The sequence below is a fragment of the Pantoea sp. AG702 genome (genome assembly GCF_003182295.1).
In the GTDB taxonomy this organism is placed as follows: Bacteria; Pseudomonadota; Gammaproteobacteria; order Enterobacterales; family Enterobacteriaceae; genus Pantoea; species Pantoea ananatis.
In genome coordinates this window covers 627,936-648,737 of the sequence record NZ_QGTU01000002.1, presented here as the reverse complement: position 1 = coordinate 648,737, position 20,802 = coordinate 627,936, and the positions used below count along the sequence as shown (strand labels likewise).

18 protein-coding genes are annotated in these 20,802 nt (G+C 57.1%); 11 read left to right on the top strand and 7 right to left on the bottom strand.

From position 1 onward, the window contains the following. Positions 1–18: 18 nt before the first annotated feature. The 3 genes from mtnN to DFO57_RS09290 all read left to right on the top strand — a co-directional run bounded on the left by mtnN (position 19) and on the right by DFO57_RS09290 (position 1,897). Positions 19–717 (top strand): 5'-methylthioadenosine/S-adenosylhomocysteine nucleosidase, encoded by a 699-nt coding sequence (mtnN, locus tag DFO57_RS09300; RefSeq protein ID WP_013024677.1) that lies wholly within the window; start codon positions 19–21, stop codon positions 715–717. Further along, positions 710–1,504 (top strand): vitamin B12 ABC transporter substrate-binding protein BtuF, encoded by a 795-nt coding sequence (gene btuF, locus DFO57_RS09295; RefSeq protein ID WP_022622243.1) that lies wholly within the window; start codon positions 710–712, stop codon positions 1,502–1,504. Before mtnN ends, btuF begins: the two co-directional genes overlap by 8 nt. Positions 1,505–1,645: 141 nt before the next feature. Next, on the top strand, positions 1,646–1,897 hold the full coding sequence (locus tag DFO57_RS09290; RefSeq protein ID WP_014606555.1) for a hypothetical protein: 252 nt from the start codon (positions 1,646–1,648) through the stop codon (positions 1,895–1,897). Between the two features lie 30 nt (positions 1,898–1,927). Here the strand turns inward: DFO57_RS09290 and erpA are convergent, their stop codons facing one another. Continuing rightward, a complete protein-coding gene (gene erpA, locus DFO57_RS09285; protein WP_013024674.1) occupies positions 1,928–2,275 on the bottom strand; it encodes an iron-sulfur cluster insertion protein ErpA in 348 nt (115 codons plus the stop codon). A gap of 189 nt (positions 2,276–2,464) precedes the next feature. Between erpA and hemL the strand changes: the two genes are divergently transcribed. Then, a complete protein-coding gene (gene hemL / locus DFO57_RS09280) occupies positions 2,465–3,745 on the top strand; it encodes a glutamate-1-semialdehyde 2,1-aminomutase (RefSeq protein WP_014592952.1) in 1,281 nt (426 codons plus the stop codon). Between the two features lie 32 nt (positions 3,746–3,777). On the opposite strand, the gene fhuB is transcribed toward hemL, so the two are convergent. The 6 genes from fhuB to hrpB form a co-directional block, all read right to left on the bottom strand. Further along, complete coding sequence (gene fhuB, locus DFO57_RS09275; protein WP_199226573.1) at positions 3,778–5,757, bottom strand: Fe(3+)-hydroxamate ABC transporter permease FhuB; 1,980 nt, start codon at positions 5,755–5,757, stop codon at positions 3,778–3,780. Then, a complete protein-coding gene (fhuD, locus tag DFO57_RS09270) occupies positions 5,757–6,635 on the bottom strand; it encodes a Fe(3+)-hydroxamate ABC transporter substrate-binding protein FhuD (RefSeq protein ID WP_014592950.1) in 879 nt (292 codons plus the stop codon). The genes fhuB and fhuD overlap by 1 nt, the downstream gene beginning before the upstream one ends. Positions 6,636–6,645: 10 nt before the next feature. Then, positions 6,646–7,440: a Fe3+-hydroxamate ABC transporter ATP-binding protein FhuC gene (fhuC, locus tag DFO57_RS09265; protein ID WP_022622244.1), complete on the bottom strand. Its 795-nt coding sequence runs from the start codon at positions 7,438–7,440 to the stop codon at positions 6,646–6,648. Between the two features lie 39 nt (positions 7,441–7,479). Further along, positions 7,480–9,687 carry a ferrichrome porin FhuA gene (fhuA, locus tag DFO57_RS09260; RefSeq protein WP_026021066.1) on the bottom strand — a complete coding sequence of 736 codons (2,208 nt, stop codon included), beginning with the start codon at positions 9,685–9,687 and terminating at the stop codon, positions 7,480–7,482. 196 nt (positions 9,688–9,883) lie between these two features. Then, positions 9,884–12,409: a bifunctional glycosyl transferase/transpeptidase gene (mrcB, locus tag DFO57_RS09255; RefSeq protein ID WP_072404436.1), complete on the bottom strand. Its 2,526-nt coding sequence runs from the start codon at positions 12,407–12,409 to the stop codon at positions 9,884–9,886. A gap of 83 nt (positions 12,410–12,492) precedes the next feature. Continuing rightward, on the bottom strand, positions 12,493–14,988 hold the full coding sequence (gene hrpB, locus DFO57_RS09250) for an ATP-dependent helicase HrpB (RefSeq protein ID WP_110015294.1): 2,496 nt from the start codon (positions 14,986–14,988) through the stop codon (positions 12,493–12,495). A 36-nt stretch (positions 14,989–15,024) separates the two neighbouring features. Here hrpB and thpR point away from each other — a divergent pair, with 36 nt between their 5' ends. The 7 genes from thpR to panB all read left to right on the top strand — a co-directional run bounded on the left by thpR (position 15,025) and on the right by panB (position 20,790). Beyond that, on the top strand, positions 15,025–15,552 hold the full coding sequence (gene thpR / locus DFO57_RS09245; RefSeq protein ID WP_110015293.1) for an RNA 2',3'-cyclic phosphodiesterase: 528 nt from the start codon (positions 15,025–15,027) through the stop codon (positions 15,550–15,552). 11 nt (positions 15,553–15,563) lie between these two features. Next, the gene (gene sfsA / locus DFO57_RS09240; protein ID WP_014592945.1) at positions 15,564–16,268 is read left to right on the top strand and encodes a DNA/RNA nuclease SfsA; all 705 of its coding nucleotides are present in this window, start codon (positions 15,564–15,566) and stop codon (positions 16,266–16,268) included. Positions 16,269–16,517: 249 nt separating this feature from the next. After that, a complete protein-coding gene (gene dksA, locus DFO57_RS09230; RefSeq protein ID WP_006117731.1) occupies positions 16,518–16,973 on the top strand; it encodes an RNA polymerase-binding protein DksA in 456 nt (151 codons plus the stop codon). Between the two features lie 70 nt (positions 16,974–17,043). Beyond that, on the top strand, positions 17,044–17,925 hold the full coding sequence (gene gluQRS / locus DFO57_RS09225; protein WP_105088310.1) for a tRNA glutamyl-Q(34) synthetase GluQRS: 882 nt from the start codon (positions 17,044–17,046) through the stop codon (positions 17,923–17,925). An 86-nt stretch (positions 17,926–18,011) separates the two neighbouring features. Continuing rightward, positions 18,012–19,430, top strand: coding sequence for a polynucleotide adenylyltransferase PcnB (gene pcnB / locus DFO57_RS09220; protein WP_206099803.1), 1,419 nt, complete (start codon positions 18,012–18,014; stop codon positions 19,428–19,430). Continuing rightward, positions 19,427–19,912 carry a 2-amino-4-hydroxy-6-hydroxymethyldihydropteridine diphosphokinase gene (folK, locus tag DFO57_RS09215; RefSeq protein WP_013024661.1) on the top strand — a complete coding sequence of 162 codons (486 nt, stop codon included), beginning with the start codon at positions 19,427–19,429 and terminating at the stop codon, positions 19,910–19,912. Before pcnB ends, folK begins: the two co-directional genes overlap by 4 nt. An 83-nt stretch (positions 19,913–19,995) precedes the next feature. Beyond that, entirely contained in the window at positions 19,996–20,790 is a 795-nt protein-coding gene (gene panB, locus DFO57_RS09210; protein WP_110015292.1) for a 3-methyl-2-oxobutanoate hydroxymethyltransferase, read from the top strand. Positions 20,791–20,802 lie beyond the last annotated feature (12 nt).

Below are 20,802 nucleotides of genomic sequence, written 5' to 3'. Positions count from 1 at the left end.
ACATTAGCGAGACGCAAAATGAAAGCAGGCATCATTGGCGCAATGGAGCAGGAAGTGACCCTGCTGCGTGACAAAATTGAAAATCGTCAGACTCTGTCTCTGGCGGGCTGTGAAATTTACACTGGCACACTCAATGGTGTTGACGTTGCCTTGCTGAAATCAGGCATTGGTAAAACCTCGGCAGCCCTTGGCACCACGCTGTTGCTGCAGCTGTGTAAACCCGATCTCGTTATTAATACCGGTTCCGCAGGCGGTTTAGCCCCGACGTTAGCCGTAGGTGACATCGTGGTGTCGGAAGAAGTGCGCTATCACGATGCCGATGTGACCGCGTTTGGCTATGAGCCGGGCCAGATGGCAGGTTGTCCGGCTGCCTTTACGGCTGACAGCACCCTGATTGCCGAGGCGGAAGCCTGCATTAAGCAGCTCAACCTGAACGCGGTTCGCGGCCTGGTGGTGAGCGGCGATGCGTTTATCAACGGGGCTGAGCCCCTGGCGCGCATCCGGGCGACTTTCCCACAGGCTATTGCGGTTGAAATGGAAGCGACCGCCATCGGCCATGTCTGTCATCAGTTCCAGGTGCCTTTTGTGGTCGTCAGAGCGATTTCCGACGTGGCCGATAAGGAATCACACCTGAGTTTTGACGAGTTTCTGAGCGTCGCGGCCAGCCAGTCGTCACTGATGGTTGAAAATTTGCTGGCCCGTCTGGCTCGTGGCTAAACGGCTGTTGTTGTGCTGGCTGCTGCTGTTGAGCAGCAGCCTGTATGCTGCCCCACCCCGCGTCATCACCCTTGCTCCCCATCTGACTGAGCTCGCCTTTGCCGCAGGTATTACCCCGATTGCGGTCAGCGCCTGGTCCAGCTATCCGCCTGAAGCAAAAAACATTGAACAGGTCGCTAACTGGCAGGGCATCAATCTTGAACGTATTTTGCAGCTTAAACCCGATGTGGTGTTGGCGTGGCGCGGCGGCAATCCGCAGCGTCAGGTAGACCAGCTGCAGCAGTTGGGTATTAAGGTTGAATGGGTCAATGCCGCAACGCTGGATGGCATGATTGATGCACTGGCAGGATTAGCAAAGTGGAGTCCAGCTCCGCAACGTGCCGCACAAGCCGCCGAGGAGCTGCGCCAGCAGGAAGCGGCTTTGCGGGAGCGCTACCACACACAACATCCCGTTCCCGTCTTTCTGCAGTTTGGCTTTTCGCCTATGTTTACCGCGGCTAAGGCGACGCTGCAAAACGATATCATCAGGCTGTGTGGCGGGCAGAATATCTTTGCCGACAGTGCGGTGAGCTGGCCCCAGGTGAGCCGGGAACAGGTGCTGATGCGCCATCCGCAGGTCATCGTCACAACAGGTGATGCACAGCAGGCGAGTCACACGGCGCAGTTCTGGCGACCGCAGCTTAACGTCAGCGTGATTGCCATTAACGACGACTGGCTCAGCCGTCCGGGACCGCGCATCCTGTTAGCCGCCGACCAACTGTGTAAAGGCCTGCACCCGGGTAAATAATGCTGTCGGTTCTGCATGCGTTACACCGTCAACTAAAGAAATCACCCTGACTGCCGTTAATTTTAAGTATGAGACACGTGCCACGTATGCCCGATGTCCGTTTTAGCGCTTAGCGCATTCGACTACACCAGGAATTTAAATATGACCAAAGCACCGCTTCTGGCCATAGGGCTTCTGATCGCGCAGCAGGCCTACGCGGGATCGACGACCGGCTCTATTAACGTCAGACTCGTCATCTATTCACGTTGTGAAGTTAACCGTTCAATGGGGCAGTCTGTGCCGCAGGTTGAGTGCGGTCGTCAGATAAACGCACAGCCGCGCGTGACACAAACGGTGTTAAAGCGACAGGGAAGCAGCGGGACGAACGATCGTCTGGTGACGGTTGAATGGTAGCCGAGGCCGCCCGCTGAGGCGGCCCGATAATCAGATACTGAATGACGACCCGCAGCCGCAGGTGGTTTTGGCGTTAGGGTTGGTGACGATAAAGCGCGATCCTTCCAGCCCTTCCGTGTAATCCACAGAACCGCCCACCAGATACTGCAGGCTCATGGGATCAACCACCAGCGAGACGCCCTGCTTTTCAATGGTCATGTCGCCGTCGTTCATTTGATCGTCGAATGTAAAACCATACTGAAAGCCGCTGCAACCACCACCAGTGATATACACACGCAGCTTCAGTGCCGGGTTCTCTTCGTCAGCAATCAGATTCTTAACTTTTTTGGCTGCTGCGTCGGTAAACTGCAACGGCAGTGCTACTACTTCATCACTCATGAGTTACTCCGTAAACGTCCGGGTCAGAAAACGACCTCAATATTGCTATTATCTGCCAGCGACCCGGCGCAATCAAGCTTTCAGCTTCGCACTCTGTGCCGGATTCACTTTGATGATTATAGCGGCCTTTCGTCAGCAGCCCCTCTTCCGTAGAATAGCCCGATATTTTATGAACTGCTGGAGCCGAAAATGAGTAAGTCTGAAGAACTGTTCGCCGAAGCACAACGCCTGATCCCCGGCGGTGTGAACTCGCCGGTACGGGCGTTTACCGGTGTGGGTGGCGTTCCGCTGTTCATTGAGCATGCTGACGGTGCATATCTTTATGACGCCGACGGTAAAAAGTACATCGACTATGTTGGGTCATGGGGCCCGATGGTGCTGGGACATAACAATGATGGCATTCGTCAGGCCGTGATTGAGGCTGCCCAGCGCGGCCTGAGCTTCGGGGCACCAACCGAGATGGAAGTCACCATGGCGCAGCTGGTGTGTAAACTGGTGCCCAGCATGGAAATGGTGCGGATGGTGAACTCCGGCACCGAAGCCACCATGAGCGCGATTCGTCTGGCGCGCGGTTTTACCGGTCGCGACAAAATCATCAAGTTTGAAGGGTGCTACCACGGTCATGCCGACCATCTGCTGGTGAAAGCCGGTTCCGGTGCGCTGACGCTGGGGCAGCCTAACTCACCGGGCGTGCCCGCCGATTTTGCCAAGCATACGCTGACCTGTACATATAACGATCTGGATTCGGTGCGCGCTGCGTTTGAACAGTATCCGCAGGCTATCGCCGCTATTATTGTCGAGCCCGTGGCCGGAAACATGAACTGTATTCCGCCCCAACCCGAATTCTTACCCGGCCTGCGCGCGCTCTGTGATGAGTTTGGCGCACTGCTGATTATCGATGAAGTGATGACGGGTTTCCGCGTTGCCCTGGGCGGTGCGCAAGAGTACTACAACGTTAAACCGGATCTCACCTGCCTCGGCAAAATCATCGGTGGCGGTATGCCGGTGGGTGCTTTTGGCGGCCGTCGCGAAGTCATGGAGGCACTGGCACCGACCGGACCGGTTTATCAGGCGGGTACGCTGTCCGGTAACCCTGTCGCTATGGCTGCCGGCTATGCCTGCTTAACCCAGATTGCCCAGCCGGGCATGCATGACAAACTCAATCGTCTGACCTCACAGTTAGCGCAGGGACTGCTCGACGCGGCAAAACAGGAAAATATTCCGGTGGTGGTGAATCAGGTTGGCGGCATGTTTGGCCTGTTCTTTACCGATGCCGACAGCGTCACCTGCTATAAAGATGTGACGCAGTGCGATGTTGAACGCTTCAAGCGCTTTTTCCACCTGATGCTTGAAGAAGGCGTTTACTTTGCACCGTCCGCCTTTGAAGCCGGCTTTATGTCGCTGGCGCACAGCGCAGAGGACATTCAGCACACTGTCGATGCCGCCCGTCGCTGCTTCGCTAAGCTGTAAAAAAATGCAGACCGGCAAACGCCGGTCATTTTTTAACGAGCGCGCCGCAATAACCAAATAAAATAGGGTGCCCCTAAAAATGTGGCCATCAATCCCGCCGGAATTTGGTTTGGGAACGCCACCATTCGCCCACACCAGTCAGCTATCATCATTAAACCTGCGCCAAGCACACCCGACAGCAACAGCTGCGGCAACGCGCGACGGAACCCCAGCATGCGCGCCATGTGTGGTGCCATCAGCCCCACGAAGCTCAATGGCCCAATCGTCAGCGTGGCACTGGCCGTTAAGGCCGCGGCCAGCAGCAGCAGCGCCAGCCGCGAGGCGGTGAGCGCCATGCCGGCCGAGCGCGCCGTGGCGCTTCCCAAAGGCAGCAGCGTGAGCCAGCGGCTGGCCAGCGGCGCTAACGACACCAGCACGACTGCACAGCCTGCACTTTGCAGCGCCTGGGTGGCGCTGACGTTATAGGTCGAGCCGGAGATCCAGGTCAGTAAACCCGACATCCGGGGATCGCCACTGGCCATCAACAACATCAGAATGGTGACAAAAGCGCTGTTTAACGCCATCCCGGCCAACAGCATGCGTTCGGGTGAAAACCCGCCACGGCTGGCAACCAGCATAATGATCGCCAGGGTTACCGCTGCGCCCAGCGCACCGGCAGGCAACAGAAACGCCAACGCATTACCGGGTACCAGGAATAGCATCACGACCACACCACAGGCCGCCCCGGAACTGATGCCCAAGACTTCCGGGCTGGCCATCGGGTTACCGGTCAGTCGCTGAATCAGGCTACCGGCTACGCCCAGCATTAAGCCTACCGCCAGGGCCGCCAGCACGCGCGGTGCGCGCCAGGGTAGCAGCTGCTGTAGCATGTCACCCTGGGTCCAGATCCAGCCTTGCGCGTCCCGTCCAAACGCCAGACAGAGCCAGGCCAGCATGCCTAACACCACCAGACCGGTCAGGCTCCAGCGCAGAAAATGATGACGTTCAACCGGCACGCTGTCGCCCTGATCCAGTGCGGGGGGAACGGACCCCGTCCGCAGGCGCGGGAGCAGCCAGAGCAGAATCGGCACGCCCAGTAACGCCGTCACCGTGCCGGTGGAAACCTCGCGCCAGTGCGTCGTAAGCCACAGGACGCAGGCATCCGCCAGCCACAGCAGCAATGCGCCAATCAGCGGAGCCAGCAGCATGCGGCTCAGCAAGCGGCGTCCACCGAGCAGCCTTGCCAGCAGCGGCGCAAACAGGCCGATAAAACCAATGATGCCGGCGACGCTCACCAGCTGTGCGCTCAGCAGTATTGCCAGCGCCAGAATCGCTAGCCGGGTGACGGACAGGGCCAGCCCGAGGTTTTTTGCCACGCCATCGTCCAACCCCATGAGCGTCAGCGGCCGCAGAAGTGCCAGTGACAGTATCAGCGCCAGCACCAGGCGCGGCCAGAGCTGGGTAACGCTGTCCCAGCTCATCTGGTTCAGTGCGCCCGTGCTCCACAAAAACATATTTTGCAACTGGTCGTGATTGAAGATGGCGAAGATCTGATTAACCGCCCCGCTGTAGAGACTCAGGATCAGCCCTGCCAGAATCAGGGTAACGGGCGATAAGCGTTTACTCCAGGCCACGCTAAAGACCAGCGCCCCCACCAGCAACGCACCACCTGAGGCGGCAAGCTGCTGGGTGAGTGCTCCGCCCGGCAGGTGCCACAATGTGGCGACGGTGATCCCCAACTGTGCGCCGGATGAAACCCCTAGCGTTCCCGGTTCCGCCAGCGGGTTTCGCAGTACCTGTTGAAACAGCAAGCCCGCTAATCCCAGACCGGCACCCACCAACAGCGCCAGCGCCCAGCGCGGCAGCAAACTGTAGTGAAACACCATCTGCTGGACATTAGCGGTATCCGGTGACCACAAGGCCTGAGTCCACTGCCCCGGAGGCAGGGCCTGCTGAAGGTTTATCGCGGTGAGCGCCAGCGCGAGCAGAAACAGGACGCTCAGCACGGTGACAGGAAAATAACGATGCCGCATCAGACCTTCTCCAGCGCATGTTCCAGCACGCGTATAAAATGCAGGGCCGACAATGTTGCCCCGTAGTACCAGACCGCCGGTACGCGTTGAAAATGACCGCTTTGGACAAAAGGCATTGCCTGCCACAGCGGGCTGCGCGACAGCTGCTGCATAACGGCCGCATTGTCGTGGTCGAAGCAGATGGCTTCGACATCGTGAAACGCCGCCAGCCTTTCCAGGCCAATCACTGAACTTCCCCAGAAATTGGTTTCTCCCTGCCAGGCATTCTTCAGGCCAAGCCGTTCCATGACTTCAAGGAATAAGCTGTTCTTACCGAAGGTGATGGCATGGCGGCTGTCAAGCAGTGACATCAGCAAGATAGCGCGTCCGGCATAGGGAGCCAGACGCTGACGGGCTGCGGCGATTTCCGCATCCACGTATTGCAGATGCGCTTCAGCCTGAGCTTCCCGCCCCAGCCTGGCCCCGAGCGCGCGCAGCGAGACACGCGCGCGCGACAAGGGTTTACCGTCGCCGCCGTGCAGGTCAAACCCCATAATGGGCGCAATACGCTGGAGTTTCTCTTTAGGCGGTCCATAGCCGTTTGAACAGAGAATCAGGGAGGGATGCATCTGGGTCATCAGTTCAAGGTTAGGCTCGGTACGCAGCCCAACATCCACCACGCCGGCAGGCAAGGCTGGCTGCCCGACCCAGATATTATAATTATGCACATCGGCGACCCCAAAGGGCTTAACGCCTAACGCCAGCAGCAGTTCGGTGGGTAACCACTCCAGCGCGATGATGCGAGCGGGATCGGGCTGCGCCGCCTGGAGTGAAAAGGGGCTCATCAGTGGCGATAACGCCATCGCCATCATCAGGCGACGGCGGAATAAATCGGGCATTATCCTGTCCTTAACACACAAAGCTCACCGGCGCGCCGCCGCCAGGATGGGGAAAGATCCCCATTGGAATACCATAGATATCCTGCAAAACGTCCGCCTGCATGATGTGCTCCGGGCCGCCTTGCGCGATAAGCCCGCCGCCACGTAATGCCACCAGATGGTCGCAGTAACGGGCCGCCATGTTGATGTCATGCAATACGGTAATGACGGTTAAGCCATGCTCCCGGCTCAGCGTCTGAATCAGGGCCAGCACGTCCACCTGGTGGGCAATGTCCAGTGCGGAAGTGGGTTCATCCAGCAGCAGACAGCGGCTGTTTTGCGCCACCATCATCGCCAGCCAGGCCCGTTGCCGTTCCCCACCCGATAAGCTGTCTACCAGACGAGAGGCAAAAGGCGTTAATCCGACGAGCGAAATCGCCTGCTCAACGCGTGCCCGGTCCTCCTGACTGAAACGTCCCAGCGCCCCATGCCAGGGATAACGCCCGATGGCCACCAGCTCACGCACCGTCATGCCTTCGGCAGCCGGTAACTGCTGCGGTAAATAGGCGACCTCACGGGCAAACAATTTGCTTTTTAAGCTCTCTACAGGCCGACCGTTAAGGAGCACCCGGCCTTCGCTGGCCGCGTGATGCCGTCCCAACATTTTTAACAGCGTGGATTTGCCTGAACCGTTATGACCTATCAGTGCGGTCACTTTGCCTGGTGTAAAAGAGAGAGACAGCGGCTGGAGAAGCGTGCGACCGGGTACACGAAAGCTGGCATTCTCCAGTTGGAAGGTCGTTTGTTGATGCTGCGGAAGCTGCATGGTAATCCCTGTAAACGGGCGCCGAAGCGCCCTCATCTATCAGAACCGGAACGTGGCGGTACCTGTAATCTGCCGTTCAGCGCCCCAGTAGCACGCATACTCACGGTAACAACTGGCAACGTAGTCGCGGTTAAACAGATTGTTAACGTTAACGCCTACCGTTGAGCCAGGCAAACCAAAACGTCCTAAATCATATTTCAGTGCAGCATCGACAGTGGTATAACCCGCCACGCTAAAGTTCTGGTTGACATCAGGACCTGTGCTATACAGCCCCTGACTTTCGCCCACGTAACGGACGCCCGCTCCGACCGTGACGCCTGACAGCGCGGTTTCGTGGAAGGTATAGTCACTCCACAGTGACGCCATGTGTTTGGGCACCTGTACCGGGGTTTTGCCCTGGAGCTGGGTATCTTCCGTATACTCGGCATCGGTATAGGTATAAGAGGCCGTCAGGTTTACGTTGGCGTTTAGCGCCGCTTTGGCTTCCAGTTCCACACCGCGAGAACGGATTTCGCCGCTCTGGATGCTGGCAAACGGATGCAATGGGTTGGGATCTGCCGTCAGATTTTTGGTCTTAGTCAGTTCATATACCGCGGCTGTCATGACGATTGGCCGATCTTTCGGTACATATTTCACACCGGCTTCATACTGCTTAGCCCGAGAAGGATCGAACGCGTTCCCCTCATACGTCGAGCCCGCATTAGGAAGGAAGGCTTCGCTGTAGCTGAAGTAAGGTGCGATACCGTTATCGAATACGTAGTTCAGACCGCCGCGCCAGGTAAAGGCCTGATCGTTTTGACGATCGAGATTACCGTTATAGCGGTTGTATACTGACGTCATGGCGTAATCATATCGGCCACCTAACGTCAGAACCCAGCGATCCCACTCCATCTGATCCTGCGCATACAAACCTGTCTGGCGCTGTTTATTTAAGTGCTTGTAGGGTTCAGCATAGGGCGAAGTCGTATCATTGCCATATTGCGGGTTAAACGGATTTAACGCTGTTGCTGTACCGAACTGTGCGTCAATATCATTACGGGTACGCTGGAAATCAACGCCAAGCAATAAGGTATGAGCGAGTTCACCGGTGGCAAATTTAGCCTGTACCTGATTGTCCACAGCAAACTGGTTCAGCTTCTCTTTGGAAAGTGCTGAATTGCGCGTAATCAGCTGCGTGTCCGGATTATAACCAAAGCCGTAAATACTGCGGTAATCCGTGGTTAACTCGGCATAGCGCAGATTCTGACGCACCGTCCAGGTATCATCAAAACGGTGCTCGAAGCTGTAGCCCAGCATTTTGGTGTTGCGTGAGATGCGGTTGCTCTTCTCGCCCTCATCAAAGTTGGTCGGCAGTTTGTACTGGCTGCCATCAGGCCGGGTGATCGGCACAACGGTCCCTTCACGCGGCAGCCAGCCGTAATAGCCGGTGTCCGGCTCGTTCTGGAAATAGGTCAGCAGATCTAAACGGGTATTTTCATCCGGACGCCAGCTGAATGAAGGGGCGATAGTGTAACGCTTTTGTTTATTGTTCGCCTGTTGGGCATCCTGGCTGCTGGCCTGGCCTGTCAGGCGATAGCTGTATACGCCCGCATCGTCTATGGCACCGCCAAAGTCGAAACCGGTGGAATAAAGATTATGGTTGCCCATCTGGAACTGGACTTCGCGCAGCGTTTCCTGAGTGGGACGCTTGCTGACTAAAGCGACAACCCCGCCGGGATTGCTTTTACCGTACAGCACGGAAACCGGACCGCGCAGCAGTTCAGCCCGCTCCAGAAAATAGGGATCGATAGCGAATTCAGAGTAGTTGTCACCCTGCAGCTTAAGCCCATCAAGATACTGGTTGGTGTTGGTTTCGCTAAAGCCGCGAATCGACAGCGCGTCAATGACCGAAGAGCTGCCGCGGTTGCCGGTGAGTACGCCTGGCGTATAGTTAAACGCCTGCTTGACGCTGCTGACGTTGCGCATCTCCATCTCTTCACGCGTGACCACGGAAACCGACTGCGGGTTCTTTTCAATCGGCGTATCCGTTTTGGTACCGGTAGCGCTGCGTTTCGCAGCAACGGTGGCCGCCGGTCCCCACGGATTTTCCTGCCCGACAGCGGCACCACCGTTGGCCGAAACCACCACCGTTTGTTCGGCGAAGGCCAGCGAACTTGCGCCGCCGGAAAGCAGCGCAATCATCAGTGCCAGAGGGCGACGGGTAAATAACCTTTGTGGGAAACCAAAAGTGGTGGTGCGCGCAGTCATGAAGGTGTCTCTCAAATGGGGATGAATAAGCGAATCGAAACGATAATGATTATTATAACGTTTCGATAATATGCGAGATCCAACATTTTCTGCAAGCGGAATTCCCTTCAGTGGCGCTGTTTGTCGCTCGATTCCTTCATCATCAGCAGGCACAAAAAAAGGCACCTGAGTGCCTTTTTTAACCGCTTTTAGCCGGTTATTTACCAAACATATCTTTTATCCAGCCCGCAACGCCATCACTGTCTTTCTGTTCCTGTTGTTGCTGCTGTTGCAATTGTTGCTGCTGTTGCTGTTGTTGCTGCTGCATTTGCTGCTGCTGAACCTGCTGCTGCTGCTGTTGACACAGCGCGTTGGGATCCAGCGCCCAAACCGGTAGCGAACGCCAGGTGCTGCTGCCCGAGCCACAAACAAAGTTGCCTGCCGAATCTATATTCATCATCGTGACATCTTCAGGCGGCGTCAGCTGCAACGGCATGGGTGCCTGGTTATCAAGATAGCGACGATAGATCTGCATGGCGCCGCTGGCACCGTACAGTTTGGTGGGCTGGTTGTTATCACGCCCTACCCAGGTTATCGCTACTTCTTTACCGTCGATGCCCGCAAACCAGCTGTCGATCAGGTCGTTTGTGGTGCCTGTTTTACCTGCCAGATGCGCATTCGGGAAACGCGCGCCCAGGGCGCGCGCTGTACCGTGATCGGCAACCTGCTGCATCGTGTAGAGCGTTAAATAGGCCGCCTGCGCCGGTTCAACCCGCTGGGCCTGTGGGAAGCTCTGGTACAGTACGGTTCCGTCTTCCGCAATGACGGAGCGCACTGCAGACAGATCGGCACGATTCCCTCCGCTGGCAATCGACTGGAATGCCTGGGCAACTTCAACCGGCGTCAGGTTGAGTGCGCCCAGCAGCATAGCCGGCACCGGGTTGAGCTGATCTTTTGGCACGCCCAGTTTGGTCCAGGTATCCACCACTGCATTGAGCCCCAGCGTCATGCCCAGGTTCACCGTTGGCACGTTCATAGAGTTGGTTAACGCGTCCACCAGCATAACTTTGCCACTGAAGCGGCGGTCGTCATTCATGGGTTTCCAGACGCTGCCGTTGGGCTGTTTCAGCGCAATAGGTTCGTCGGCGATCCAGGTATTCAGCCGGTACGTATTCGGCTGGCTCAGTGCGGTAAGATACGTCGCGGGTTTCGCCAGAGAACCAATTGAACGGCGAGCCTGTAACGCACGGTTATAGCCTGCAAACTGCGGATCGGCGCCGCCGACCATCGCGCGAACTTCACCCGTGAAGCGGTCAACGACCACCATTGCGGTTTCCAGATCTTTCAAACCGCGCTGCTTTTTCAGGGTGGGAATACCGTCGATCACCGCTTTTTCAGCGGCATCCTGTGAGACCGGATCTAACGTGGTGAAAATTTTCACACCCGACAGATCTTTGACCTTGTCGCCCAGCTTCGCCTGCAGCTCATTACGCACCATTTGCATAAAGGCAGGCTGAGGCGTGATCACACCGCCTTTCGGTTGCACGCCTAACGGACGGGCTGACAGCATGTCATACAGTTCCTGGTCGATGACTTTCTGCTGCTGCAGTAAGCGCAGAACCAGATTGCGTCGTTCCAGCGCCAGCTTCGGGTTACGCCATGGATTATAGAGCGAAGCACCTTTTACCATGCCAACCAGCATTGCCTGCTGATCGAGGCTCAGTTCATCTACCGGTCGGCCAAAGTAGTAAAGGCTGGCCAGGGGGAAACCACGAATCTGATCGTTACCTGCCTGGCCGAGGTACACCTCGTTAAGGTAAAGCTCCAGAATGCGATCTTTACTGTAACGGGCGTCCATGATCACGGCCATATAGGCTTCACGCGCTTTACGCCACAGTGAACGCTCGTTGGTCAGGAACAGGTTTTTTACCAGCTGCTGAGTCAGCGTGCTGCCGCCCTGCACCGCTTTACCTGCCGTAATATTCGCGACGAAGGCACGACCGATAGAATAGGGGCTGATACCGTCATGCTCGTAAAAATGGCGATCTTCGGTGGCGATCAGCGTATCAACCAGCAGATCCGGGAAACCCGCACGGGGCACAAACAGGCGTTGTTCACCGTTGGGTGACTGCAGCATAGTAATCAGACGTGGATCAAGACGGAAGAAACCAAAATCACGTCCGGTTTCAACGTTTTTAATCTCGCTGAGTTCATCTTTGCTAAAGGTCATACGGGCATGGATCTGCCCCTCTTTGCTGTCCGGAAAATCAAACGGACGGCGCAACAGTTCAATGGTGTTGCCCTTAACCGAGAACTCACCCGGGCGCGTAATACGTGAAACTTCACGGTATTGCGTGCCTTCAAGCAGCGCGATCATTTCACTTTTGTTGTAGGCCATGCCAGGTTCAAGGCTGACCATACGACCATATACGGCAGCGGGCAGCTGCCAGACTTTCCCGTCTATACGGCTGCGAATTTCCGAGTCGAGGTATACGCCCCACGCGGCCATTACCACCACAAATACCAGGAACAGCTTAATTAACCATCCCAGCCAACGGCGTTTGCCGCGCGGCGGTTTTCCACCTTTACCTTTACGTGGCACCGGCGCTTCCTCCTCGTAGTCATCATCAAAATCGTCCTGAGCATCGTCATCGATGTCTCTGCGCCGCCCACGGCGGGCGCTGCTGCGCGGTGGCAGCGGTTTTCCTTTGCGCCCAATAGGTTCGCGATCGTTCCCAGACATGCGTTTTATTCTCCAGACATAGCTTACGGCTGCGCCGCTACTCTAACTGCTTTCTTCACTGTCGCATGGCAGAACCCTCTGAATTAACCTGAGGTTCCGCCCTGTGACGTATTCTTTTTTGTCCGCCTTGTCGGCAAGGCAGAGGCAGGATCGTCAGGCCAGGGATGTTTGGGATAACGCCCTTTCATCTCTTTTTGCACGTCCGCATAGGCACCCCGCCAGAAGGCCGCAAGATCGCGGGTGATCTGTAAAGGGCGCTGGGCGGGCGATAACAGCTCCAGTACCAGTGGAACCCGCCCTTCTGCCACGGTCGGATTGCTGGCTTCGCCAAACATTTCCTGGATGCGTACCGCCAGTGCAGGCGGTTTATCCGCATCATAGCGGATGGGCAGCCGACTTCCGGTGGGCACAGTGTAATGAGTTGGCAGCACAGTATCCAGCCGCTGACGTTGTGACCATGTGAGCAAATGTAAGAGCGCGCTGACAAGGTTCACGGACTGTAAACTCTTCAGGTCGCGCACTCCGCTCATCTCAGGCAGAAGCCAGTGTTCGAGCGACTCAAGCAGGCTGGCGTCATCAACCTGAGGCCACGGCTCATCGGGTAACCATTGGGCCGCACACTGAATGCGCAGGCGCAACTGCCCGGACGCCGGCGTCCAGCCCAACACCGAGAGTCCTTTTTTACTGATCCACCGTAGCATGGCCGCCTGCAGTACTTCTGTATCGGGCCGGGCAAGCGGTTGGGTTTTCAGGACCAGTTCGCCAATCTGCTCACGCCGCAACGTGCGCAGTGTGCCTTTCTCCTCATCCCATTCCACCTCGGTACGCTGTTCAACGAGCAGCGGACACTGTTGCGTCAGGGTATCAATATCGACGGGCATGGCCAGCAGGATGCGCGCGTCCGGCGCGCTGCTGCCCTGTAACAATGTGGGCGCGATTAACCATTCGTAACGCGTCAGTGCCTGTTGTTCGTCCAGCATCGCGCCCAGTCCGTTAGCGAGCTGATACCGGCCGCTGTTATCGCGACGTCGTGCCAGGCGATCGCTGAATCCAGCGGTCAGCAGCGCGGCAAACCGGTCTTCGTCCACCCGGCCACCCAGGACGCCGATGCGTTTTTGCCAGTGCTGTGCGCGGCGTTGCCACTGAGGCGATGGACGATAAAGCGCGTCACGTAAATCGACGCTGGCGCTGCGAGGAGGATCTTCCAGAATGGCCACCAGCAAGGCCGCGCTGGCAACGGCATCAGCGTCACCGCCTGCCGCACATAACATCGCGCTAAGACGGGCGTCGCTGCCCAACTGCGCCATTCGTCGTCCCAGGGCATTAAGATGGCCCTGATCGTCCAGCGCCCCCAGCCGCAACAGCTGCTGCCGGGCCGCACGCAAATGCTTTTCCGGCGGCAGATCGATCCACTGTAGCTGATCGATACGGGTACATCCCCACTGCAGCAGCTCCAGCCACAGCGAGGTGAGATCGCTGTGCAAAATTTCCGCTTCGCTCTGCGCAGGCGCGCGTGAGGCCTGTTCCTGCGCTACCAGATGCAGGCAAATACCGGGCATGACACGTCCGGCTCGTCCGGCGCGCTGCGTCATGGAGGCCTGACTGACGCGCTGGGTCTGCAGCCGCGTCACACCGCTGCGGGCATCAAACAGCGCGCTTCGTTCCTGCGCGCTGTCCACCACCAGGCGAATGCCTTCAATTGTCAGGCTGGTTTCGGCGATGTTGGTCGCCAGCACCACTTTGCGGCGTCCGCTGGCGGCAGGCAGGATGGCCCGTTTCTGGGCCGCAAGGGGAAGTGCGCCATACAGCGGAGTCAGATCCACATCAGCGTCAACGCGCGCTTCCAGCTCTCGCTTTACCCGCTCGATTTCCGCAACGCCAGGCAGAAACAACAGCAGTGAGCCCGTTTCCTCTCGCAGCAACTGCGCGACTTCGCGCGCCACCGCCTCTTCAAACCGCAGAGTCTGGCTCAACGCCGTGTAGCGGCGTTCAACCGGGTAGCTCCGCCCTTCCGAGGTAATGAGAGGGGCATTCGGTAACAAGGCTGCCAGCCTGGCGTTATCGAGCGTCGCCGACATCAGCAGGATTTTCAAATCTTCACGCAACCCCTGCTGCACGTCCAGCAGCAGCGCCAGCGCCAGATCGGCCTGGAGGCTGCGCTCATGAAACTCATCCAGGATAACCAATGATACGCCGTCCAGCATGGGATCCTGCTGCAGCATTCGGGTCAGAATGCCTTCGGTCACCACTTCAAGCCGGGTCATCGGCCCTGCGCAGCTTTCGCCACGCATACGGTAGCCTACGGTCGCGCCGGGTTGTTCACCCAACTGTTCTGCCAAGCGTTGCGCCACATTACGTGCGGCAAGCCGACGCGGCTCCAGCATAATGATGCGTCCCGCTATCGCCCGATGCTGTAAAAGCTGAAGCGGCAACCAGGTGGATTTACCTGCGCCAGTGGGCGCGGCCAGCAGGATGTTTGAGGCGTCGTTAAGCGCGCTCAGAAGGTCAGGCAACACCGCGCTGACGGGTAGATCACTCACCGCAAACTCCACGAATGGCTGTGTTAAGATGGCGCGCATTGTAGCACTCATCCGTGAGGATTGCCGGAGACCGCCATGGCGTCACAACGCTTATTTTTTGCTATTACCCCGCCAGAGGCGCTGCAACAGCAACTGGTGCACTGGCGGGCACACACGTTTAGTGAGGATGCTGGCCGCCCGATTGCAGCCGCCAACCTCCACCTGACGCTGGCTTTTCTGGGGGATGTCTCCCCTGAAACCTCAACCCAGTTGCAGACGCTGGCGTCGCGTATCCGCCAGCCCGCGTTTGACGTCGCATTAGACGATGCGGGCCACTGGCCTCGTCCCGGCGTGGTGTGGCTGGGTTGCCAGCGTCCGCCGCGCGGCTTGTTACAGTTAGCAAGCCTGCTGCGCGCCCAGGCCGCGCGCCAAGGCTGCGGGCAACCGGCCCAGCCCTTTCATCCCCACGTGACGCTGCTGCGTGCGGCGACGCAGCCCGTCGCCCTGCCCCCTCGCGGCTTTCACTGGCAATTTTCAGCCAGCGAATTTTCCCTTTTCGCCTCCGAGTACGTGCAAGGCCGGACCCGCTACCGCACGCTGGCCAGTTGGCCCTTACTGCCTTAATCAGGAGCCTTATGCTTTTTTCCCCCGTTCTCAAATCTGCGCGACTGGTTACCCGCTATAAACGTTTTCTGGCCGATGTCGTGACGCCTGAAGGCGAGACGCTGACAATACATTGCGCCAATACCGGCGCAATGACCGGCTGTGCAACCCCGGGCGACACCGTTTGGTATTCAACCTCTGACAGCCTGACGCGCAAATATCCGCATAGCTGGGAGATGACCGAGACGCAGCAGGGCCACTGGATCTGCGTGAATACCCTGCGCGCCAACCAACTGGTACGTGAGGCGCTAAGCAAAAACCAGATTTTACCGCTGGCGGGCTACGAGGAATGTCAGGCCGAAGTCAAATATGGCACTGAAAAAAGCCGAATTGATTTCCTGCTCAAGGCACAGGATCGACCTGAGTGCTATATTGAGGTGAAATCCGTGACGCTTTTGCAGGAAGGTAAAGGCTATTTTCCGGATGCGGTGACGATTCGAGGACAGAAACACCTGCGCGAGCTGAGTCAGGCTGTGGCAGAGGGTCATCGGGCCGTTTTGTTGTTTGCCGTTCTGCACTCGGGGATTGAGGACGTTTCCCCGGCGCGTCACATTGATGCCGCTTACGCAGAGCAACTGGTACAGGCGCAGCTGAGTGGCGTGGAGATTTTGGCTTATCGGGCAGAACTGTCATCCGCCGGGATGTTATTAACGACGCCGGTTGACGTAACATTGTAATATCACTGGCATCCTTCTGTGATATGACTACCTTCTGTCAGGGGTCAACTACGCTGTTCCTCACAGGCTTGTCAAGATGCGATCAGGAATAATTGCCAACCTTGACTGCTTCTGTTATTTATAGCGGCCTGTTTTTTCCCCGTTGGGGGATCGATGTACCCAGGAGAGGGCCATAAACACGGTCAGCGTGAATGCGCTTACCGATGGCTATCGAAGGGTATAGTGCGTGTTATCCAGGAGAGAAACAACATGCAAGAAGGGCAAAACCGTAAAACATCGTCCCTGAGTATTCTCGCCATCGCTGGGGTGGAGCCTTATCAGGAGAAGCCGGGCGAAGAGTATATGAATGACGCGCAACTGGACCATTTTCGCAAGATTCTGGAAGCCTGGCGCAATCAATTGCGGGACGAAGTCGATCGCACCGTTACACATATGCAGGATGAAGCTGCTAACTTCCCTGACCCGGTTGACCGTGCCGCTCAGGAAGAAGAGTTCAGCCTGGAACTGCGTAACCGCGACCGCGAGCGTAAGTTAATTAAAAAGATCGAGAAAACGCTGAAGAAAGTCGAAGATGATGACTTTGGCTATTGCGATTCCTGTGGCGTAGAGATCGGTATCCGCCGTCTTGAAGCGCGTCCTACCGCCGATCTGTGTATCGACTGTAAGACACTGGCAGAAATTCGTGAGAAGCAAATGGCGGGTTAATGTTGCCGTCTGACTGCAGCCACACGGCGGAAGAAGTCCCACTTTTTCCGCCGTGTGATTCATAACGCCTATGTCATACTCATCCTGCGTTGGGCGCTTCGCGCCATCTCCCTCTGGCGAACTCCATTTCGGCTCCCTGATTGCTGCGTTAGGCAGTTACCTGAGCGCACGTTCACAGCACGGCCGCTGGCTGGTTCGTATTGAAGATATCGATCCGCCGCGCGAAGTCGCCGGTGCCGCAACGCGTATTCTGCAACAGCTGGAGCATTACGGCCTGTTCTGGGACGGCGAGGTGATGTGGCAATCCCAGAGACACAACGCTTATCGCGATGCACTGCACTGGTTAAGAGCGCACCGTCAAAGCTATTTCTGCACCTGTACCCGAAGCCGCATTCAGCAAGCCGGTGGCTTTTATGATGGTCACTGTCGGGATCGTCAATGCGGCCCCGAAGGTGCGGCCCTGCGCCTGCGCCAGCATGCGCCTGTTTATGGTTTTCAGGATCGGCTCAGAGGCGAGATCATTGCCGATCGGCGGCTGGCTGAGGAAGATTTTATCATTCATCGTCGTGATGGGCTGTTTGCTTACAATCTGGCTGTCGTCGTGGACGATCATCATCAGGGCATCACGGAAATTGTGCGCGGTGCAGACTTAATTGAGCCTACGGTACGGCAGATTGCTCTTTACCAGCAATTTGGCTGGGCGCTACCGGACTATTTACATTTGCCGCTGGCAACGACGGCCGATGGTCACAAACTTTCTAAGCAAAATCATGCGCCCGCGTTACCGGAAGGGGATACGCGGCCGAGCCTGGTGCAGGCTTTACGCTTTCTGGGGCAGCCTGTCGCCGAAGGCTGGATGGACAAAACGCAGGAGAAACTGCTGTCTGACGCCGTGAAGCAGTGGAATATCGCTTTGATACCTCACGATAACGCCCTGATAACGGATGCATAGACAACAGCATTCTCAAATGATTCACAACAGGCTATGATTAGCCGCTGATTTTACCTACACCCTAATTGTCACTGTCGAGGTGTCCCATTTTTACCCGAGTCGCTAATTTTTGCCGGAAAGTCCTGAAGCGTGATGACGAGGAAGCACCAGCAGAGGTTGAACCTGAGAGTCATATGACCATCATTCCTCGTGAAAGCCACACCATCTCACGTAAAGACATCAGCGAAAATGCCCTCAAGGTGCTGTATCGTCTGAATAAAGCCGGTTATGAAGCCTATCTTGTTGGCGGCGGCGTGCGCGATTTGCTGCTGGGACAGAAGCCTAAAGACTTCGACGTGACCACAAACGCCACGCCGGAGCAGATGCGTAAACTGTTCCGCAACTGCCGTCTGGTTGGCCGCCGCTTCCGTCTGGCGCACGTGATGTTTGGGCCGGAAGTGATCGAAGTGGCGACATTCCGCGGTCATCATCAGATTGAAGAGACCAGCGACGATCATAACAATTCTCAGCGTGCCCAGAGCGGTATGCTGCTGCGCGACAATATTTTCGGCAGCATCGAAGATGATGCTCAGCGTCGCGATCTGACGATCAACAGCCTCTATTACAGCGTGGCCGATTTTTCGGTTCGGGATTATGTTGGTGGTCTGAACGATCTGCAGCAAGGCATTATTCGCTTGATTGGCGATCCGGAAACCCGTTATCGCGAAGATCCTGTGCGCATGCTGCGCGTTGCGCGTTTCGCTGCCAAATTAAATATGCGTATTGCGCCTGAAACGGCTGAGCCGATTCCCCGTCTGGCGTCGTTACTTCGTGACGTGCCCGCCGCGCGTCTGTTTGAAGAGTCGCTAAAACTGCTGCAGGCCGGCTATGGTTACAGTACCTGGCTTAAGCTGTGTGAATACCAGTTATTTCAGCCGCTGTTCCCCACGCTGGCCCGTAACTTTACCGAGAACGGCGACAGCCACATGGAGCGCATGCTGGCCCAGGTGCTGAAGAACACGGATAACCGTATTCAAAATGATATGCGGGTTAATCCGGCCTTCCTGTTCGCCGCGATGTTCTGGTATCCACAGCTCGAAGCGGCTGAACGCATTGCGCAGGAAAGTGGCCTGACCTATTACGATGCCTTTGCCCTGGCCATGAACGATACGCTGGACGAAGCCTGCCGTGCGTTAGCCATTCCCAAGCGCATCACATCGTTGATTCGCGACATCTGGCAGCTGCAGCTACGCATGTCTCGTCGCCACGGTAAGCGGGCCTGGAAGCTGATGGAGCATCCTAAGTTCCGTGCTGCTTACGACCTGCTCTCGCTGCGAGCGGAGGTAGAAAACAATCCGGAACTGCTGCGCCTGAGTAAGTGGTGGGGAGAGTTCCAGGTTGCCGCGCCGCCACAGCAAAAAACGATGCTGAATACCCTGGGAGACGATCCGGCCCCGCGCAGCCGCACGCGCCGCCCTCGTCGCCGTTCAACGGCTCCGCGTCGTGATAACAACAACGCCTCATGACCCGGGTTTATCTGGCATTAGGCAGTAACCTTGCCGATCCGCTGCATCAGATTGATGCAGCGCTCTCAGCCCTGGACGCTCTCCCTGAGACTCAACGCGTAGCTACCTCCCCCTTTTACCGCACGCCGCCCTATGGCCCACCCGACCAGCCGGACTACCTCAATGCGGCGGTAGCGCTTGAAACCACGCTCACTGCCGAGGCGCTCCTGGATCAAACCCAGCGAATTGAACGGGAACATGGTCGCGTTCGCAAAGCCGAGCGCTGGGGCCCGCGCACGCTGGATATTGATATCATGCTGTTTGGTACAGCCAGCCTCAACAGCGATCGGCTGATCGTGCCGCATTACGACCTGCTTAATCGCGCATTTATGCTGGTACCGCTGCTGGCGATTGCGCCCAATCTGCACCTGCCTGATGGCCGCCCGCTTCAGCCGCTTCTGGCCAGACTTGACTGCTCCAGCATCCGTCCCTGGCACAGTTGATCATCTATTCACACGTCACAGATTCCGCTCAGCAACGCGATACAGTAAAATGCGTCCATCTGAATTTCTGAGTTGAGAGCGCCATGAAACCCACCACCATTTCTCATTTGCGTCAGTGGAAAGAAAGCGGCAAAAAATTCGCGACCCTGACCGCCTACGAGTTTAGTTTCGCCCGGCTATTTGCCGATGAGGGCATTCAGGTGCTACTGGTAGGCGACTCGCTGGGAATGACCGTACAGGGCCATGATTCGACGTTGCCTGTAACGGTAAGCGATATCGCCTACCATACCGCAGCGGTGCGTCGGGGTGCGCCTCAGTCGCTCTTACTGGCTGACCTGCCCTTCATGAGTTATGCCACGCCAGAGCAAACCTTTAATAACGCAGCGCAGCTCATGCGAGACGGAGCCAATATGGTGAAGCTGGAAGGCGGCGCATGGCTGGCAGACAGCGTACGCATGCTGACGGAGCGCGCCGTGCCGGTATGTGGCCATCTGGGATTAACGCCGCAGTCTGTGAATATTTTTGGCGGTTATAAAGTACAGGGGCGCGATGAAGCAGGCGCGGAGCAGCTTCTGGCTGATGCGCTGGCTATCGAAGCGGCGGGGGCTCAGCTGCTGGTGCTGGAATGTGTCCCTGTTGCGCTGGCGCAGCGCGTGACCCAGGCGCTGGCGATTCCGGTGATTGGTATCGGCGCAGGTAACGTTACCGACGGTCAGATACTGGTCATGCACGACGCCCTAGGGATCACCGGCGGGCACGTGCCCAAATTTGCGAAAAACTTTCTGGCTGAGACCGGCGACATCCGGGCGGCCATCCGCCGCTATATTGCTGAAGTTGAAGCAGGAAGCTATCCCGCTGTTGAACACAGTTTCCAGTAATTCAGGAGAATT

Bases quoted from the DNA above. Each gene is read 5' to 3' on its own strand.
- erpA (WP_013024674.1), bottom strand. From the start codon at position 2,275: ATGAGTGATGAAGTAGTAGCACTGCCGTTGCAGTTTACCGACGCAGCA.
- mtnN (WP_013024677.1), top strand. From the start codon at position 19: ATGAAAGCAGGCATCATTGGCGCAATGGAGCAGGAAGTGACCCTGCTG.
- DFO57_RS09290 (WP_014606555.1), top strand. From the start codon at position 1,646: ATGACCAAAGCACCGCTTCTGGCCATAGGGCTTCTGATCGCGCAGCAG.
- mrcB (WP_072404436.1), bottom strand. From the start codon at position 12,409: ATGTCTGGGAACGATCGCGAACCTATTGGGCGCAAAGGAAAACCGCTG.
- hrpB (WP_110015294.1), bottom strand. From the start codon at position 14,988: ATGCGCGCCATCTTAACACAGCCATTCGTGGAGTTTGCGGTGAGTGAT.
- thpR (WP_110015293.1), top strand. From the start codon at position 15,025: ATGGCGTCACAACGCTTATTTTTTGCTATTACCCCGCCAGAGGCGCTG.
- folK (WP_013024661.1), top strand. From the start codon at position 19,427: ATGACCCGGGTTTATCTGGCATTAGGCAGTAACCTTGCCGATCCGCTG.
- fhuC (WP_022622244.1), bottom strand. From the start codon at position 7,440: ATGCAGCTTCCGCAGCATCAACAAACGACCTTCCAACTGGAGAATGCC.
- hemL (WP_014592952.1), top strand. From the start codon at position 2,465: ATGAGTAAGTCTGAAGAACTGTTCGCCGAAGCACAACGCCTGATCCCC.
- panB (WP_110015292.1), top strand. From the start codon at position 19,996: ATGAAACCCACCACCATTTCTCATTTGCGTCAGTGGAAAGAAAGCGGC.
- fhuD (WP_014592950.1), bottom strand. From the start codon at position 6,635: ATGCCCGATTTATTCCGCCGTCGCCTGATGATGGCGATGGCGTTATCG.
- dksA (WP_006117731.1), top strand. From the start codon at position 16,518: ATGCAAGAAGGGCAAAACCGTAAAACATCGTCCCTGAGTATTCTCGCC.
- fhuB (WP_199226573.1), bottom strand. From the start codon at position 5,757: ATGCGGCATCGTTATTTTCCTGTCACCGTGCTGAGCGTCCTGTTTCTG.
- sfsA (WP_014592945.1), top strand. From the start codon at position 15,564: ATGCTTTTTTCCCCCGTTCTCAAATCTGCGCGACTGGTTACCCGCTAT.
- gluQRS (WP_105088310.1), top strand. From the start codon at position 17,044: ATGTCATACTCATCCTGCGTTGGGCGCTTCGCGCCATCTCCCTCTGGC.
- fhuA (WP_026021066.1), bottom strand. From the start codon at position 9,687: ATGACTGCGCGCACCACCACTTTTGGTTTCCCACAAAGGTTATTTACC.